This is a genomic window from Caldisericia bacterium (assembly GCA_021158845.1).
Lineage (GTDB): Bacteria > Caldisericota > Caldisericia > B22-G15 > B22-G15 > B22-G15.
In genome coordinates, this window is record JAGGSY010000143.1 from 1 (window position 1) to 2,340 (window position 2,340).

At 37.3% G+C, this 2,340-nt stretch carries 2 protein-coding genes and 6 tRNA genes; all 8 read right to left on the minus strand.

Going from position 1 to position 2,340, the window contains the following annotated elements; translation table 11 throughout:
- Positions 1 to 756 (minus strand): hypothetical protein (locus tag J7J33_05135; protein MCD6168666.1); only part of this gene is annotated, 756 nt, incomplete at its 3' end.
- Positions 757 to 760: 4 nt separating this feature from the next.
- Positions 761 to 1,744 carry a peptidylprolyl isomerase gene (locus J7J33_05140; GenBank protein MCD6168667.1) on the minus strand — a complete coding sequence of 328 codons (984 nt, stop codon included), beginning with the start codon at positions 1,742 to 1,744 and terminating at the stop codon, positions 761 to 763.
- 21 nt (positions 1,745 to 1,765) lie between these two features.
- Positions 1,766 to 1,852, minus strand: a tRNA-Leu gene (locus J7J33_05145).
- An 8-nt stretch (positions 1,853 to 1,860) separates the two neighbouring features.
- Positions 1,861 to 1,936 (minus strand) — tRNA-Lys (locus J7J33_05150).
- 24 nt (positions 1,937 to 1,960) lie between these two features.
- Positions 1,961 to 2,037 (minus strand) — tRNA-Arg (locus tag J7J33_05155).
- Between the two features lie 3 nt (positions 2,038 to 2,040).
- Positions 2,041 to 2,115 (minus strand) — tRNA-His (locus J7J33_05160).
- Positions 2,116 to 2,117: 2 nt separating this feature from the next.
- Positions 2,118 to 2,194 (minus strand) — tRNA-Arg (locus J7J33_05165).
- A gap of 6 nt (positions 2,195 to 2,200) precedes the next feature.
- Positions 2,201 to 2,278, minus strand: a tRNA-Pro gene (locus J7J33_05170).
- Between the last annotated feature and the right edge of the window lie 62 nt (positions 2,279 to 2,340).

Consider the following 2,340-nt stretch of genomic DNA (forward strand, 5'->3'; position numbering starts at 1 on the left):
CTCCTTTATTATGAGTTGTCTAACTTTGTTTTTAAAGGACTCTAAGTCTTTTGCATCAAAGTCCTTAAAGAATTCTTCGTTAAGTTCTGGAAGTTTTGGATACTTTATCTCCAGAATTTTTATTTTAAACTTAGCCTCATTTATCTTTACTGTTTTTTCCTCGCCAGATTTCATACTGACAACATGTCCCTCAAATATATTTCTTCCCTCTCCTACAACAAGGGAGGTTGTTTCTCTTTTCTCTTCCCCTTCTAAGCCATAAGATAAAACAACATAATCCCCTTCATCAACTTCTCCATCCTTTTTAGGGATGTATTCCTTAAACTCTTCTCTCAATTCCTCTATTTTTTTATCTATCTCTTCACTGGATACATCCTTTATCTTTTCAATAACTTTTTCTATCTCCGGATCTTTAACTTCTGGAATTTTATAAATGGTAATGGTGAATTTAGGATTATCCCTTGAAAAATCTTTTATACTTGTATCAAGAGTTGGAAAAACTTTATTCTCTTTCTTAAGGATTTCCTGTATGGCTTTTTTAGAAATATCCTCTCTTATTTCATCAATTACTCTCTCTTCATCTATGAGACCTTTAATTAAACTTATTGGTGCTTTTCCTGGTCTGAAGCCTGGAACTTTTATACTTCTTGCAAGTTTTCCTAAGGTTCTGTTGTAGAGATTTTCAAATTCCTCATTTTCAACGGAGACCTCAAATTCAATTTTGTTTTCTTCTCTCTTTATTTCAGTTGTTTTCAATCTACTAACCTCCTCTTCCTAAAAATACTCTATTGTACCATTCAAGGAATTTTCTAACCCTGTTGCCATATGAGATCTTATCCTCATTTTCCTCTTTTAATTTCTCTTTAAGTTCCATAAGCCTTTTATCTCCTTCACTCTCTACATATCTCTTTTTTACTTCCTCTTTCAGATTTTCAAAGCTATCAATCTTATCAATAATCTTAAATATATAGAAACCATCAAGTGTTTCTATGGGTTCTGAGATCTCTCCAGGCTTCATATTAAATATCTTCTCATTTACCAAGGCGTTAAACTTAAATATATCAAAGTAATCAAGGACACCATTATTTTCCTTCTCATCGGAGTACTTTTTAACAACTTCATCAAAAGAAACACCTTCCTTTATTTTCTTGTAAGCTTCATTAATTTTTTCCCTCTGCTTATCCCAGTTCTTTTTGTCTTCATCCTTCTTTATAAAGACCATCTGGGCTTTAAGTTTTACAAACTCAGTTTTGTTTTCCTCAAAAAACTTCTTTAATTCTCCATCTGTTACACTCTTCTCTATCTCTTTTTCAAAATCTTTCTTCACAAGATTTGCATATGCTTTCCTTATCTTATCAGGAGCTGCAAGATACTTTAATGATTTATCCTTCAAATCCTCATCAGTTATTTTGTATCCTTTTTCTTTTGCATACTGCATTACAAGTGAATCACCAATTATATCTTCAAGGATTTCTTCTTTAAAATAGTTAACAGTCTGTCCAAATTCAGGTTTATATATATCCGCTGGATTCATGAGTGTCTTCAACCTTGATATAACTTCAAAGGTAGTTATTATGTCATCTCCAACACGGGCTTCGATCTGCGACTCTCTTTTCCACCATTTGGAAATATAAAAATAGGCTCCAAAAACAATAAGGGCAATTATGCCCAGAACTATAACCCACTTCACTATCTTTTTGGAAAGTGGGGATTTCTTTTTCTTTTTATACTTTTTTTTCGCCATATAGAGATTTTCTCCTCAGTCTGGTGCGAAGGGCGGGAGTCGAACCCGCATGGGCTTACGCCCACTGGATCCTAAGTCCAGTGCGTCTACCAGTTCCGCCACCCTCGCAAAATAAATGGTGGGTCGTACAGGACTCGAACCTGTAACACCCTGATTAAGAGTCAGGTGCTCTACCAATTGAGCTAACGACCCACCTGTTAAAATTATACCATATTTTGGTGCGCCTAGCAGGAATCGAACCTGCAACCTGCGGATTAGGACTCCGCCGCTCTATCCTATTGAGCTATAGGCGCCTATGGGGTGGACGAGGAGATTTGAACTCCCAACCACCGGATCCACAGTCCGGTGCTCTACCCTTGAGCTACGTCCACCATGGTGCGCCCAGCAGGATTCGAACCTGCGACCTACGGATTAGAAGTCCGTTGCTCTATCCAGCTGAGCTATGGGCGCACGATATGGTCGGGGCGAGAGGATTCGAACCTCCAACCTCATGGTCCCAAACCATGCGCGCTAACCAAGTTGCGCCACGCCCCGCTGCTTATAAAGTATAATTGATTTTTCAAAAAAATCAACCCTATGTAAACTCTATATTAATC